Annotated in this window: 12 protein-coding genes; 8 read left to right on the forward strand and 4 right to left on the reverse strand. The window is 72.8% G+C overall.

All coding sequences use genetic code 11. The features are described 5' to 3' along the window. Positions 1 to 81 precede the first annotated feature (81 nt). Positions 82 to 1,992, forward strand: coding sequence for a 1-deoxy-D-xylulose-5-phosphate synthase (gene dxs, locus AMK13_RS26680; RefSeq protein ID WP_049649488.1), 1,911 nt, complete (start codon positions 82 to 84; stop codon positions 1,990 to 1,992). Continuing rightward, positions 1,982 to 3,382: an aspartate aminotransferase family protein gene (locus AMK13_RS26685; protein WP_074004366.1), complete on the forward strand. Its 1,401-nt coding sequence runs from the start codon at positions 1,982 to 1,984 to the stop codon at positions 3,380 to 3,382. The genes dxs and AMK13_RS26685 overlap by 11 nt, the downstream gene beginning before the upstream one ends. A gap of 109 nt (positions 3,383 to 3,491) precedes the next feature. On the opposite strand, the gene AMK13_RS26690 is transcribed toward AMK13_RS26685, so the two are convergent. Next, entirely contained in the window at positions 3,492 to 3,764 is a 273-nt protein-coding gene (locus AMK13_RS26690) for a DUF6343 family protein (protein ID WP_074004367.1), read from the reverse strand. 76 nt (positions 3,765 to 3,840) lie between these two features. Here AMK13_RS26690 and AMK13_RS41240 point away from each other — a divergent pair, with 76 nt between their 5' ends. Next, on the forward strand, positions 3,841 to 4,092 hold the full coding sequence (locus tag AMK13_RS41240; protein WP_079272476.1) for an I78 family peptidase inhibitor: 252 nt from the start codon (positions 3,841 to 3,843) through the stop codon (positions 4,090 to 4,092). Between the two features lie 43 nt (positions 4,093 to 4,135). Here AMK13_RS41240 and AMK13_RS26700 read toward each other — a convergent pair whose 3' ends face one another. Then, positions 4,136 to 4,945: a phosphatase PAP2 family protein gene (locus AMK13_RS26700; protein WP_241853035.1), complete on the reverse strand. Its 810-nt coding sequence runs from the start codon at positions 4,943 to 4,945 to the stop codon at positions 4,136 to 4,138. A 231-nt stretch (positions 4,946 to 5,176) separates the two neighbouring features. Continuing rightward, positions 5,177 to 5,944 carry a 3-oxoacyl-ACP reductase FabG gene (gene fabG / locus AMK13_RS26705; RefSeq protein ID WP_074004368.1) on the reverse strand — a complete coding sequence of 256 codons (768 nt, stop codon included), beginning with the start codon at positions 5,942 to 5,944 and terminating at the stop codon, positions 5,177 to 5,179. A gap of 445 nt (positions 5,945 to 6,389) precedes the next feature. On the opposite strand from fabG, the gene AMK13_RS45185 reads away from it, so the two are divergent. Further along, the gene (locus AMK13_RS45185) at positions 6,390 to 7,214 is read left to right on the forward strand and encodes a MarR family winged helix-turn-helix transcriptional regulator (protein ID WP_053111942.1); all 825 of its coding nucleotides are present in this window, start codon (positions 6,390 to 6,392) and stop codon (positions 7,212 to 7,214) included. Between the two features lie 193 nt (positions 7,215 to 7,407). Here the strand turns inward: AMK13_RS45185 and AMK13_RS26715 are convergent, their stop codons facing one another. Next, on the reverse strand, positions 7,408 to 8,274 hold the full coding sequence (locus AMK13_RS26715) for an aldo/keto reductase (protein WP_074004369.1): 867 nt from the start codon (positions 8,272 to 8,274) through the stop codon (positions 7,408 to 7,410). A 602-nt stretch (positions 8,275 to 8,876) separates the two neighbouring features. On the opposite strand from AMK13_RS26715, the gene AMK13_RS26720 reads away from it, so the two are divergent. The 4 genes from AMK13_RS26720 (at position 8,877) to AMK13_RS26735 (ending at position 13,646) form a co-directional block, all read left to right on the forward strand. Beyond that, a complete protein-coding gene (locus tag AMK13_RS26720; protein ID WP_074004370.1) occupies positions 8,877 to 10,652 on the forward strand; it encodes an ABC transporter transmembrane domain-containing protein in 1,776 nt (591 codons plus the stop codon). Between the two features lie 43 nt (positions 10,653 to 10,695). Continuing rightward, positions 10,696 to 12,468 (forward strand): ABC transporter ATP-binding protein, encoded by a 1,773-nt coding sequence (locus tag AMK13_RS26725; RefSeq protein ID WP_074004371.1) that lies wholly within the window; start codon positions 10,696 to 10,698, stop codon positions 12,466 to 12,468. A 156-nt stretch (positions 12,469 to 12,624) separates the two neighbouring features. After that, entirely contained in the window at positions 12,625 to 12,870 is a 246-nt protein-coding gene (locus AMK13_RS26730; RefSeq protein WP_049649495.1) for a lipopolysaccharide assembly protein LapA domain-containing protein, read from the forward strand. Positions 12,871 to 12,917: 47 nt separating this feature from the next. Beyond that, entirely contained in the window at positions 12,918 to 13,646 is a 729-nt protein-coding gene (locus AMK13_RS26735) for an amino acid ABC transporter ATP-binding protein (RefSeq protein ID WP_206745852.1), read from the forward strand. Positions 13,647 to 13,663: the final 17 nt, after the last annotated feature.

Genomic DNA, 13,663 nt, shown 5'->3' on the forward strand with positions numbered 1-13,663 from the left:
CTCCGCCCCCGCAGCCAGGCCGGCCCGCGCCCGGGCCGGGTGGAGGCACCACCGCACCGCTCCGAGTCGTGAGGTGAACCCATGTCACTGCTCTCCCGCGTCACGTCCCCGGCCGAGCTGCGCAAGCTCCCGGCCGTCGAACTGCCCCTGCTCGCCGACGAGATCCGCGACTTCCTGATCGAGGCCGTCACCCGCACCGGCGGCCACCTCGGGCCCAATCTCGGCGTGGTGGAGCTGACCATCGCGCTGCACCGGGTCTTCGACTCGCCGTACGACCGGATCGTCTTCGACACCGGCCACCAGAGCTACGTCCACAAACTGCTCACCGGCCGCCAGGACTTCAGCCGGCTGCGGATGCGCGGCGGACTCTCCGGGTACCCCGCGCGGGGCGAGTCCGAGCACGACCTGGTCGAGAACTCGCACGCCTCCACCGCGCTCTCCTACGCCGACGGCCTGGCCAAGGCGGCCCGGCTGCTCGGCCAGCACGACCGGCACACCGTCGCGGTGATCGGCGACGGCGCCCTCACCGGCGGCCTCGCCTGGGAGGCGCTCAACAACATCGCCGAGGCGCGCGACCGGCCGCTGGTCATCGTCGTCAACGACAACGAGCGTTCCTACGCCAGGACCATCGGCGGCCTCGCCAACCACCTGGCCACCCTGCGCACCACCCAGGGCTACGAGCGGTTCCTCGCCCTGGGCAAGGAGGCCCTGCAGCGCACCCCGCTGGTCGGCCAGCCGATCTTCGACGCGCTGCACGGCGCCAAGAAGGGGTTCAAGGACGCCTTCGCTCCGCAGGGCATGTTCGAGGACCTCGGCCTCAAGTACCTCGGGCCGATCGACGGCCACGACCTGGGCGCGGTCGAACAGGCGCTGCGCCAGGCCCGCAACTTCGGCGGACCGGTCATCGTGCACTGCCTGACCGTCAAGGGCCGCGGCTACCGGCCGGCCGAGCAGGACGAGGCCGACCGCTTCCACGCCGTCAACCCGATCGACCCGTACACCTGCCTGCCGATCTCGCCCAGCGGCGGCGTCTCCTGGACCTCGGTGTTCGGGGACGAGCTGCTCACCCTCGGAGCCGAGCGGCCGGACCTCGTGGCGATCACCGCGGCCATGCTCCAGCCGGTGGGCCTGGCCCCGTTCGCCAAGGCCTACCCGGAGCGGACCTTCGACGTCGGGATCGCCGAGCAGCATGCCGTCACCAGCGCGGCGGGGCTGGCCACCGGCGGACTGCACCCGGTGGTCGCGGTCTACGCGACCTTCCTCAACCGGGCCTTCGACCAGGTGCTGATGGACGTCGCCCTGCACCGGCTGGGCGTCACCTTCGTGCTCGACCGCTCCGGGGTGACCGGGCCGGACGGCGCCTCGCACAACGGCATGTGGGACATGTCGATCCTCCAGGTCGTCCCCGGCCTGCGGCTTGCCGCGCCGCGCGACGCGGAACAGCTGCGCGCCCAGCTGCGCGAGGCTGTCGAGGTCGGCGACGCCCCGACCGTCGTCCGCTTCCCGAAGGGGAACGTCGGGCCCGCGGTGCCGGCCGTCGAGCGGACCGGCGGGGTGGACGTGCTGCTGCGCACCGGGCGGGCGCCGGAGATCCTGCTGGTCGCCGTCGGCACCACCGCCTCCGCCTGCCTGGACGCGGCCCGGCTGCTGCTCGCCGAGGGCTTCACCGCGACCGTGGTCGACCCGCGCTGGGTCAAGCCGGTCGACCCGGTGCTGCCCGAACTCGCCGCCGCCCACCGGCTGGTGGTCACCGTCGAGGACAACGGCCGTACCGGAGGCGTCGGTTCGGCCGTCGCCCAGGCGCTGCGCGACGCCGACGTGGACGTGCCGGTGCGGGTGCTCGGCCTGCCCCAGGAGTTCCTCGGCCACGCCTCGCGCGGGGAGATCCTGGAGGAGGCGGGGCTGACCGGGACCGGGGTCGCCGCCCAGACCGCCGTCTTCGCCAAGAACCTGCTACCGACCCGAGGAGCGAACCCGCGCCATGCCGGCTGAACCAGACCGCCCCGCCTTCGACCTCGCCGCGCTGATCGCCGAACGCGGCGGCGAGCGCTACGAGTTGCACGGCCGCTACCTCAACCCGCAGCTGCCGCGGATGCTGCGCACCATCGGCTTCGACAGGTACTACGAGCGCGCCCGGGGCCAGTACTTCTACGACGCCGAGGGCAACGAGTACCTCGACATGCTGGCCGGCTTCGGCATCTTCGCGCTCGGCCGCCACCACCCGGTGGTGCGCTCGGCGGTCCAGCAGGTGATGGACCTCGACCTGCCGGACCTGGTCCGCTTCGACTGCTCACCGCTGCCCGGGCTGCTGGCCGAGCGGCTGCTGTCGTACGCGCCCGGACTGGACCGGGTGTTCTTCGGCAACAGCGGCACCGAAGCGGTGGAGACGGCGCTCAAGTTCGCCCGGTACGCCACCGGACGGAAGCGGATCCTGTACGCCGACCACGCCTTCCACGGGCTGACCACCGGCTCGCTCTCCGTCAACGGGGAGAGCGGCTTCCGCAAGGGCTTCGACCCGCTGCTGCCGGACACCGCCGTCCCGCTCGGCGATCTCGGCGCGCTGGCCAAGGAGTTGAAGCGCGGCGACGTCGCGGGGCTGATCGTCGAGCCGATCCAGGGCAAGGGCGTCCAGGCGCCGCCGCCCGGCTGGCTGCGGGCCGCCCAGGCGCTGCTCCACGAGCACCGGGCGCTGCTGATCTGCGACGAGGTGCAGACCGGCATCGGCCGCACCGGCGAGTTCTTCGCCTACCAGCACGAGGACGGCGTGCTGCCGGACCTGGTCTGCGCCGCCAAGGCGCTGTCCGGCGGGTACGTGCCGGTCGGGGCGACGCTCGGCAAGGGCTGGATCTTCGAGAAGGTGTACTCCTCGATGGACCGGGTGCTGGTGCACTCGGCCAGCTTCGGGTCCAACGCCCAGGCCATGGCGGCCGGGCTGGCGACCCTGGCGGTGATGGGCGACGAGCAGGTGGTGGAGAACGCCCGCAAGGTGGGCGACTACTTCCGTGGACGGCTGACCGCGCTGGTCGACCAGTACGAGCTGCTCGCCGAGGTGCGTGGGCGCGGGCTGATGATCGGGATCGAGTTCGGCCGGCCCAAGTCGCTGAAGCTGCGCACCGGTTGGACCGCGCTCCAGGCGGCGCGCAAGGGGCTGTTCGCGCAGATGGTGGTCGTGCCGCTGCTGCAGCGGCACCGCATCCTGACCCAGGTGTCGGGGGACCACCTGGAAGTGATCAAGCTGATCCCCCCGCTGATCATCACCGAGCGTGACGTGGACCGGTTCGTGGACGCCTTCACCGAGATCATGGACGAGGCCCACCGGGGGAGCGGGCTGATGTGGGACTTCGGGCGGACGCTGGTGAAGCAGGCGGTCGGCGGGCGCTGAGGCTGCCGGGGCCGCCGGGGTCGGGATCGTGGGTGCACGGTGTGGGAAGTCGACGGCACGGAGTGGGAAGTCGGCCGGGTCGACTTCCCACTCCGTGGGAGACACCGCGTCAGAGCTCGGTCCGGCGGCGCCGGATGACAACCACGAGATCGACGGCGGCGAACAGGGTGAGCAGGCCGCAGGCCACGGCGAAGCCGGTGAGGGTGCCCCGGCTGGGCGCACCGTAGGCGGGCGAGACGGCCGCCCAGACGGCGAAGCCCGCCGTGGCCAGCGCGAACAAGGGGGTGAAGGTGAGCGAGAGCAGGTAGCGGAGCTTGAGGTCGCTGCGGGCGGTGGCCGGCTCGGTGCCGCTGCGCCACCGGCACGGGGTGGTGGTGCGCATGCCGTTCACCTCCGGACCGCGTGGGTCGGGCTACGATTCCAGCGTACGTCCGAGGAGGCGAGCCGGGGGAGGCGCGATGTCGGGTTCGGACGCGGTGGGGGCGGGGTCCGGTGCGGCGGGTTCGGGTTCGGGTTCGGGGGCGGCGGGCCAGGACGGCGAGGGGTATGCGGGGCTGCGGATCGAGCGGGCCCGGGAGTTGGCCCGGCGGCACGGCTGGGCGTCGGTCCGGGTGCTGGAGCCGGGGGACCTGATGACCATGGAGTACCGGCAGGGGCGGCTCAACCTCGCGGTGCGCAACGGTGTGGTCGAGCGCAGTTGGGAGGGGTAGGACCGCGGGTGACCCGTCGGCTCTGGTTCGGGCGGGCCCGGGTTCAGCAGAGCAGGTGCCGGCGGCCGAAGCGCCGGTGGAGCCGCTGTTCGGCGGCGGCGACCAGGGGTTCCAGCAGCGGCAGCGAGAGCAGGACGAGCAGTCCGGCGGCCCAGCCGGCCAGGACGTCGGTGACCCAGTGGGTGCCCAGGTAGACCGTGGTCAGACCGATCGAGCAGGCGGTGGCGGCGGCGATCACCGCACCGGTCCGCCGCCAGCGGACGGCGAGGTAGGCGAGCACGCCCCAGGTGACCACCGCGTTGGCGGTGTGGCCGGAGGGGAAGATGGTGCCGCCGGAGAAGAGCTCGGGCGAGCCGACGTACTGGGCGTAGTGCGGGCCGAGCCGACCGGTGACGATCTTGACCGCGCCGACGGTGACGTTGAGCAACAACAGCGCGATGCCCATGACCAGCAGCGGGCGCAGTCGGCCGAGGCGGTGGGCCCGCCAGCCGAGCCAGACGAAGGCGGCGATCGCCGACGGCCCGCGCTGCCCGGCGACCACCCAGGTGTCGAGCAGCGGCTCCAGTCGGGGCCACCGCTCGTAGGGGCGCAGCAGCCGGACCGACCAGTCGAGGTCGACCAGCGCGGTGTTGAGCAGGACACCGGCCAGCACCAGCAGGTAGCCGGCCAGGGTGACGGCGAGGAGGGCGGCCTGCCGTCGGCTCATCGGCGGCCAGCCGGGCTCGCCGGGGTCGGGGCCGAGCGGGGCGAGGTGGCGCGCGGGGGCGGTGGGACGGTCCAGGCGGCCGGTCTCGGCGGTGCGGCGCTCCGGCCCCTGGCGCGGAAGGGGAACGGGGGTACTTCTGGATTGCACGGGGTGACCTTACCCATCCGGACAGGGCTATTCCGGTGGTAATTGTCATTTTCCCGGGAAATCGACAATTGGGCCGACCAGGGGTGGTCCGAGGGGTGATTTCCGCTATTTCAGGATCGAAAGCCAGTGTGGTCGTCGAATGGTTCTGCAAAAGCCCCGGTAAAGCAAACGGAGTGGGAGGCCGGTGCGCCCGGCTTCCCACTCCGTGGTAACCCTGTGTAGGTTCCGTGCTCAGTCGAGGGGGCCGCCCGCGACGTAGATCACCTGGCCGGAGACGAAGCCGGCGCCCTCGCTCGCGAGGAACGCGATGGTGTGGGCGACGTCCTCGGGCTGACCGACCCGCTGGACCGGGATCTGAGAGGCTGCGGCCCGCTTGAAGTCTTCGAAGTCCATGCCGACCCGGGCCGCGGTGGCTGCTGTCATGTCCGTGGCGATGAAGCCCGGGGCGACCGCGTTGGCCGTGATGCCGAACTTGCCCAGCTCGATGGCCAAAGTCTTGGTGAAGCCCTGGAGACCGGCCTTGGCGGCCGAGTAGTTGGCCTGGCCGCGGTTGCCCTGGGCCGAGGACGAGGACAGGTTGACGATGCGGCCGAAACCGGCGTCGACCATGTGCTTCTGCACCGCGCGGGTCATCAGGAAGGCGCCGCGGAGGTGAACGTTGATGACCGTGTCCCAGTCGGACTCGGACATCTTGAAGAGCAGGTTGTCGCGGAGCACACCCGCGTTGTTCACCAGGACGACGGGGGCGCCGAGCTCGGCGGCCACCCGGTCGACGGCGGCCTGGACCTGCTCGGCGTCCGAGACGTCGGCGCCGACGGCGAGCGCCCTGCCGCCGCCGGCGGTGATCCGGTCGACGGTCTCCTGGCCGGCCGCTTCGTCCAGGTCCAGGACGGCGACCGCGTAGCCGTCGGCGGCCAGCCGGACGGCGGTGGCGGCGCCCAGGCCGCGGGCGGCGCCGGTCACGACGGCGACCCGGGGGGCGGTGCTCTGCTCGGTCATGCTCGCTCTCGTCTCTCTCGGGAGTGCCTCCCGGGGAGAGCCCCCGGAGAGGGTGGCCACACCCTACCGGCGGGTAGGGGGAGCGGCCAGGGCGGAGAGACGCAGGTGACGGTGGGTAAGGACCGACCGGTCGGCTTTCTGCTGAGAACGGGTTACTGCAAGCTGTTCGCAGCGAGTAAATATGCCAATGTTGCCGAACCTGCGTCTACTATCCGCCCCTGCCTGCCAGCAAGGGCCCGCCGTTTGTATAGTGTCCGCCAGCAGCCACCGGCTGCACGGCTGGAGCGCCCTCCCTCATAGCTGGACGCCCACTCGCCGTTACTGCCCCACCCGGGTGTCCCACACACACCGGGTGTGACATCGGGACGGATACATGGTGCTGGGGGAGATCCCGACAACCCGCGTGTCTACGCGACTGCAGCAGTCGCCAGGACACCTGATTCGCGTGGCACAGCAGGTCCACACCCGCTTGTGGTCCGAACACGTCGGAGCCGATCTCACGGCTCCGCAGTTCGCCGTGCTGCTGGTCCTGGCCCTGGAACCGGGTGCGGACCAGCGGACGGTCGGCGAGCGGGCCTCGCTCGACAAGGCCACGATGGCCGAGATGGTCGCGCGGCTGGTCCGTCGTGGCCTGGTGCTGCGCAGGCGCGACCCGGCCGACGGCCGGCGCAAGCTGCTGGCCCTCTCGCAGGGCGGCGCCCAGGCGGTGCGCGAGGCCACCGGTGGTGTGGTCCGCGTTCAGCGCGTCCTGTTCGAACCGCTCACGGCGGAGGAACAGGTCGAGATCGTCCGGGTGATGGCCAAGATAGCCAGGCTGGAGCCCGCGGCGGTCGCCGTCATCACCGACGCGCGGCCGATACTGGACGCCCAGCGGGCGATCGGCTACCTGATCAGGGTGAGCCAGCAGGTGCACACCAAGCTCTGGTCGGAGCACGTGGGCGCCGAGCTGACGGCTCCGCAGTACGCGGTGCTGGACGCGTTGGAGCTGGAACCGGGCGCCGACCAGCGCACGGTCGGCGAGCTGGCCTCGCTGGACAAGGCCACGATGGCCGAGATGGTCAGCCGGCTGGTGCGCCGCGGTCTGGTGCAGCGTCGGCGCGACCCCTCGGACGGACGGCGCAACCTGCTCTCGCTCTCACCGGCGGGACAGGACCTGCTGCACCGCTCGGCCGCTGGGGTGGCCGAGGTCCAGCGGCTGCTGCTGGCACCGCTGGAGGAGGGTGAGCACGAGGCCGCGCTCGCGCTCATCGCCAAGGCGGGCAGGCTGTAGGTCAAAAGTTCGCCACCGTAGCCAAAACGATTCGCCAAAACGCTGAGGGTCCATGGCCATGGGCTTTGGCGCATCGGGGCACACCGAAGGCCGCCCGCTCCTGTAGAGGTGCGGGCGGTCTTCGTGCGACCGGTGGTCAGCCGGTCGGGTGCTCAGACGGTTCGGGGGCCCGGGAGCCGGGACCCCGGGCGCGTCAGTTCCAGTCGAACTCCTGCGGGTCCGGGCCGATCCGCTTGCCGGTGGCCACGGCGGCGATCGCCGCGAGGTCCTCGGCGTCCAGCTCGAAGCCGGCGACGTCCAGGTTCTCCCGGATCCGGGACGGGGTGACCGACTTCGGGATGGCGATCACACCGCTCTGGAGGTGCCAGCGCAGCACCACCTGGGCGACCGTGCGGCCGTGCTTCTCGGCGATCTTCACCAGTGCGGGCTCGGCGAGCAGCTCCTTGCCCTGGCCCAGCGGGCTCCACGCCTCGGTGGCGATGCCGTGCTCGGCGTGGAACGCGCGCAGCTCCGTCTGCGGGAAGTACGGGTGCAGCTCGACCTGGTTCAGGGCCGGGGCGACGGAGGCCTCGTCCAGCAGGCGCGTCAGCTGCTCGGTGCCGAAGTTGGAGACGCCGATCGACTTGACCTTGCCGTCCGCCTTCAGCTGCTCGAAGGCCTTCCAGATGTTCAGGTAGCTGTCGCCGTGCATCGGGCGCGGCCAGTGGATCAGGTACAGGTCGAGCTGGTCGAGGCCGAGCTTGGCCAGCGAGGCGTCGAACTCGCGCAGCACCGCGTCGCGGCCCTGCTCGCCGGACCAGTCGCGGGTGCCCGAGTTCCACAGCTTGGTGGTGACGTAGAGGTCCTCGCGGGCCACGCCGCCCGCCAGCGCCTCGGTGATCGCCGCGCCGGTGCCGGCCTCGTTCTCGTAGATGGCCGCGGTGTCGATGGAGCGGTAGCCCGCCTCGATCGCGGCGCGGACGGCGGGGGTGGCCTCGGCGTCCGGGACCTGCCACACGCCGAAGCCGAGCTGCGGGATCTGCGCGCCGTCGTTGAGGGTGACGGTGGGGATGCTGCTCACGGGAAGAGGTGCCCTCCTGATTGTCCTGCTGTTCCAGTGGGGGCAACTGGTGTCCCGGTGTGATTGTTCCCGCCGAACGGGCGAATCTTGGGTGAAGCTTTGCGGGGGTTTGGCCTGGGCGGCGGCCGGCCGGTGACGGGGCGGAACCGCCCTGGTGGGGGACGTGCGGGGGGCTCGCGGGAGGCCTGCCGGGAGCCCGCGGGGGCGCGCAGGGGGAGTGCGGGCCCGGCGCGTGGCGGGCGGGGCGTGGCGCGCGCGGTCGGCGGAGGAAAAACCTGTTGCGCGGATCACATCGAGGTTGGCAGGCTCGCGGCCATGACCTCCTGACTTCCGGGCCCTTCGTGCCCATTCCATGTCCGTCCGGTGTCCGCTCCGGACGCAGCGTCGATGTCGCGCCGGGCGCCGTGCCGCAGCGCCGCGCATCCTCCGCCCGCCGGCCCGGGCCGCCTGCCGCGTTCGGTCGCCGTGCGTGCTGTGCGCACGGCGCTGAGGCGTTCCGTGCGCCCCGGTCCCCCTGCTTCCCGGCTCCCCTTGCTTCCTGGCTCCCTCGCACCCCTGTGCGCCCGTGCCCCGCACCCGCGCACCGCTCGTATCGGAGTGTCATGCTGCTCACCCCCCTGCCGCTGGCCGATCCCGGCCGTCCCGACCTCTCCTCACCCCTGGCCTTCCTGCGCTGGCTGCAGCGCAGCCAGCGGCGCGGGCAGCTGCTCGCCACCCTCTGGGCGCTGATCGAGATGGGGGGCCAGGCCGCCCTGCCGATACCGCTCGGGCTCGGCGTGCAGGCCGCCGTGGACGGCGACGCCGGCGGGATCTGGCGGGCCGCCGGGCTCCTGCTGCTGCTGGGCGCGGGCGCTTCGGTCGGCACCGTGCTGTTGCACCGCCAGGCGGTCTGGAACTGGATCCACGCGGCCACCCACGTACGGCAGTTGGTGGCCCGGCAGGCCTCGCACCTCGGGGCCGGGCTGTCCCGCCGGATCGCCACCGGCGAGGTCGTCGCGGTCGGCAGCGGGGACGTCGAGCGGATCGGCTGGTACGTCGAGCTGGTCGCCCGGGTCCGGTCCGCGGTGATCGTCTGGCTGGCCGTCAGCGTGGTGGTCCTGACGGTCGATCCGGTGCTCGGGGCCGGGGTGCTGCTCGGCGTCCCGGTGCTGGCGGCCTCCGTCTGGCCGCTGATCGGGCCGTTCGAGCGGCGCTACGAACAGCAGCGCGCCCTCGGCGGCAAGGCCACCGAGCTGGCGGCCGACACCGTCGCGGGGCTGCGGGTGCTGCGCGGCATCGGCGGCGAGGAGCTGTTCCTGGAGCGGTACCGGGCCGCGTCCCAGAAGGTCCGGGCGGCGGCCGTCCGGTCGTCCCGGATCTGGTCGCTGATGCAGGCCCAACAGGTGCTGCTGCCCGGCCTGTTCGTGGTCGGCGTCACCTGGTACGGCGCCCGGCTGGTGGCCTCCGGCGAGCTCGCCGTCGGCACCCTGATCGCGGTGTACGGCGCGACGGCCTTCCTGGCCGCTCCGCTGCGCATCCTCGGTGAGGCGGCGCACGCCTGGAGCGTGGCCCGGGTCTCCGCCGGCAGGGCCGTCCGGGTGCTCTCGCTGGACCGGACCACCGGTACGGCCGAGGCCGCGCTGGCCAGGCCGGACAAGGCCGACCTGCACGACCCGGCGAGCGGGCTGACGGCGCGGGCCGGCGAGCTGACCGCGGTGGTCTGCGGGGACCCGGACTACGCCGGGGCGCTGGCCGAGCGGCTCGGCGGCCACGTCCCGTTGGCCGAGGGCGAACGGGCAGAGGCCTCGGCGCGGCTCGGCGGCACGGAGCTGGACGCGGTGCCGTTGGCCGAGGCCAGGGCGGCGGTGCTGGTCCACGACAAGGAGCCGGTGCTGCTCTCCGGCACGCTGGCCGAGCTGTTCGACATCCCGTCCTCGGGGCGGGTCCCGGCGGCCGAGGCCCTCGCGGCGGCCCGGTCCGACGACGTGCTGGAGGCCCTGGTGGAGGGCTCGCCGGAGTGCGGGGGAGACCCGATGCGCGCCCGGATCACCGAGCGCGGACGCTCGCTCTCCGGCGGGCAGCGCCAGCGGCTCGCGCTGGCCCGCGCCCTGCTGGCGGACCCTCCGGTGCTGGTGCTGGACGAGCCCACCAGCGCGGTGGACGCGCACACCGAGTCGCGGATCGCCTCCGGGCTGCGGGACACCCGAGCCGGCCGCACCACCGTGGTGTTCGCGACCAGCCCGCTGCTGCTCGACCAGGCGGACCGGGTGGTGCTGCTGCAGGAGGGCCGGGTCGTCGCGGCCGGGCGGCACCGTGAGCTGATGCGGACCGAGCCGGCCTACCGGGCCGTGGTCACCCGCGACGAGGAAGCGGCCCGCCCGGTGGGTGGGGCCGTATGAGGACCACTGTCAACTTCCCTGCCACGCACGCGAGGAGTACGTCATGAAGCCCCCCGTCCAGGAGGAGCAGGGGCCGGCCACCACCCTGCCGGTCGGCTCCCCGGCCGCCGTGCGCGGGTACCTGCTGCTGCTCGCGCGGCGGCACCGCCGCGGGTTCTCCGCGGTGGTGACACTGCACTCGACGGCCACGCTGGCCGGGCTGGTCGGGCCCTGGGTGCTCGGCCGCCTGGTCGAGTCGCTGGCCACCGGGACGGCCGGGTCCACCATCACGGTGGCGGTCGCCTGGTACCTGCTGGCCCTGGTGGCGCAGGCGGCGTTCACCGGCTGGTCGCGGATGCGCGGCGCGGTGCTCGGCGAGAAGGTGCTGGCCGACCTGCGCGAGGACTTCCTGGTCCGCTCGGTGGCCCTGCCGACCGGGGTGCTGGAGCGGGCCGGCACCGGGGACCTGGTCTCCCGGGGCACCACCGACATCGACCGGCTGGACAAGTCGGTGCGCGAGGCGGTGCCCGAACTCGCCGTCGCCGTGGTGTCGTTGCTCCTGGTGCTCGGTGCGCTGCTGGTCACGTCGCCGCTGCTCGCACTGACCTCGCTGGTCGGCCTGCCGCTGCTGCTGGTCAGCTCCCGCTGGTACTTCCGGCGCGCGCCGCAGTCCTACCGCAGCGAGTCGGCCGGGTACGCGGCGGTGAGCAACGTGCTGGCTGAGACGGTCGACGCCGGGCCGACGGTCGAGGCCCTGCGGCTGGGCGACCAACGGGTCCGGCTGACCGACCGCAAGCTGCGCGAGTGGCTGGCCTGGGAGCGGTACACCCTGTGGCTGCGCTCGGTCTGGTTCCCGACCATCGACGCGGTCTACACCTCGGCGGTGCTCGCCACCCTGGTGCTCGGCGGGCTGTTCACCCTCCGGGGCTGGATCACCGTGGGCCAGTTGACCACCGGCGTGCTCTACGCGCAGATGCTGACCGGCCCGGTGGACCTGATCCTGCGCTGGTACGACGAGCTCCAGATCGGCCAGGCCTCGTTGGCCCGGCTGGTCGGCGTGCGCGAGGTGCCGGAGCACGAGGGGGACGAGTCCGCCCGGCCGGACGGCCGTCGGGTCGAGGCGAAGGACGTCCGGTTCGGCTACCGGGAGGGCGCCGACGTCCTGCACGGCATCAGCCTGGACGTCGCCCCGGGCAGCCGGGTCGCGCTGGTCGGGCCGTCGGGCGCGGGCAAGTCCACGCTCGGCCGGCTGCTGGCGGGGATCTACGCCCCCGGCCGCGGCAGCGTGACCCTCGGCGGTGCGGCGCTGGCGCGGATGCCGGCCGAGCGGGTGCGCGCGCAGGTCGCCCTGGTGAACCAGGAGCACCACGTCTTCGTCGGCACCCTGCGGGACAACCTGCGGCTGGCCGCTCCCGACGCGGACGACACCGAGCTGCGGGCCGCGCTGGACGCGGTGGAGGCCGGGGCCTGGGTGGACGCCCTGTCGGAGGGCCTGGACACCGAGGTCGGCTCCGGCGGCACCTCGCTGACCCCGCCGCAGGCCCAGCAGCTGGCGCTGGCCCGGCTGGTGCTGGCCGATCCGCACACCCTGGTGCTGGACGAGGCCACCTCCCTGCTGGACCCGCGGGCCGCCCGGCACCTGGAGCGCTCGCTCTCCAGGGTGCTGGAGGGCCGGACGGTCATCGCCATCGCCCACCGGCTGCACACCGCGCACGACGCGGACGTGATCGCGGTGGTCGAGGGCGGGCGGATCAGCGAGTACGGCAGTCACCCGGACCTGGTCGCGGCGGGCGGTCCGTACGCGGCGCTCTGGCGGTCCTGGCGGGACGAGCGGTAGCGCGACGGCCCGGGGCGGGACGAGCGGGGAGCGGGCCGTCCCGGCAGGAGGGGGCTTCAAACCCGTACGGGGCCGGATTGCCCCGTACGGGTTACTCCCTGGCCCGGAGGGGCGCGTAACCGGGCAAATCGGCCGCCCGGCCCGCAGACTGCTCCGGTGACCAAGATTTCAGACGGCTCGTCCCGCTCCCCGCGCGGTGAGATCGGCGGGATTCCCACGCGCTACATCGGGATCGGCGCCATCGTCGTCCTCGCCGTGTGGTTCCTGTTCGCCAACCTCGACAAGGTCAAGATCCAGTTCTGGGTCTTCACCGTCACCGCGCCGCTCTGGATCGCGCTGCTGGCCACGCTGATCGCGGGCGTCGCGCTGGGCTGGCTGCTGAAGGGACGGCGCAGCAGGTGACCACAGCCCCCGGGCCGGCTCCGGCCGGCGCATCGGCCTTCACCCCGCTGATCGAGATGCGCGGGGTCAACAAGCACTTCGGGGACCTGCACGTGCTGCAGGACATCGAGCTGACGGTGGGACGCGGCGAGGTCGTCGTCGTCATCGGCCCGTCCGGCTCCGGCAAGTCCACCCTCTGCCGGGCCATCAACCGGCTGGAGCCGATCGAGGACGGCACCATCCTGATCGACGGCCAGCCGCTGCCCGAGGAGGGCAAGGGGCTGGCCAGGCTGCGCGCCGAGGTCGGCATGGTGTTCCAGTCCTTCAACCTGTTCGCGCACAAGACCGTGCTGCAGAACGTCTCGCTCGCGCAGATCAAGGTCCGCGGCCGGCCCAGGGCGGAGGCGGACGACAAGTCCCGCGCGCTGCTGGAGCGGGTGGGCCTCGCCGATCAGGCGGCCAAGTACCCGGCGCAGCTCTCCGGCGGGCAGCAGCAGCGGGTCGCGATCGCCCGCGCGCTGGCGATGGACCCCAAGGCGCTGCTGTTCGACGAGCCCACCTCGGCGCTCGACCCCGAGATGATCAACGAGGTGCTGGACGTCATGCGCCAGCTCGCGAGCGAGGGCATGACGATGATCGTGGTCACCCACGAGATGGGCTTCGCCCGGGCCTCCGCGAACCGGGTCGTGTTCATGGCCGACGGCCGGATCGTCGAGGACCGCGCCCCGGAGGACTTCTTCAGCGCTCCTGAGAGCGATCGTGCCCGGGACTTCCTGTCCAAGATCCTGAAGCACTGAGGCGGCGCCGTGAACCG

This window comes from Streptomyces sp. CB02056, assembly GCF_001905545.1.
Classification (GTDB): domain Bacteria; phylum Actinomycetota; class Actinomycetes; order Streptomycetales; family Streptomycetaceae; genus Kitasatospora.